Here is a 765-nt window from a genome sequence, read left to right as displayed (position 1 = left end):
GCCGGCGCGGACGACGGCGAACTCGGTGTCGTTGCGGCGGTTGGTGGCGCCGGAGACGACGGTGACGCCGGTGCTGCCGAGGCCGACCGGGATGCCGGTGGCGCCGACGGCGAACAGGCCGTTGTTGCGGTTGCCCTGGTCGAGGTTCACGTACAGGCCTTCGACCTTCAGCGTGACGGCCGAGGAGCGGAAGAAGTTCAGGAAGCTGTCGGTGGGCAGGGCGTACTCGACGCCGCCGCCGACGGTCCAGCCGGTCTGGAACTCGTTGCGGGTGAAGTTGGGCAGGCCGAAGTCGCGGCCGCCGCCCGAGCCGTAGGCGAAGCCGCCGGTGGCGTAGACGAGGGTGCGGTCGAAGGCGTAGCCGAGGCGGCCGCGCACCGTGCCGAAGTAGTCGAGGCCGGTGACGCTGTTGGGGTTGAAGGCGGCGGCGCCGACAGCCAGCGGGCTGGTGGCGATGAAGCGGTTCCGGTCACGGCCGAAATCGACGTACTGGGCATCGGCCTCGACGCCGACCACGACGCCGGAGCCCGGGGTGAACTGGTAGTTGTAGCCGATCTGGCCACCGCCGACGAAGCCGTCGGCCGAGCGCTGGCCGGCGAAGGCGATGACCTGCGGGCCGGGATTGGCGAAGACGCCGTAGGCGGCCGGGACGGCGGCGACGGTGGCGCCACGGTCGTTGCCGGTGCCGAAGCCGTAGCCGGCGTTGAAACCGGCGTAGAAGCCCGTCCAGGTGAAGACCGGCACCGGGGTGAAGACCGGCGGCGG

At 71.5% G+C, this 765-nt stretch carries 1 protein-coding gene; it reads right to left on the bottom strand.

The genetic code is table 11. From position 1 onward, the window contains the following. The coding region (locus tag MTDSW087_RS29870) for an outer membrane protein (protein ID WP_144769419.1) at window positions 1–765 on the bottom strand (765 nt) is incomplete at both ends.

It is taken from the genome of Methylobacterium dankookense, from assembly GCF_902141855.1.
GTDB lineage: Bacteria > Pseudomonadota > Alphaproteobacteria > Rhizobiales > Beijerinckiaceae > Methylobacterium > Methylobacterium dankookense.
Note: the sequence above shows the minus strand (reverse complement) of the source record. Positions and strands in the feature narration are given on the sequence as shown.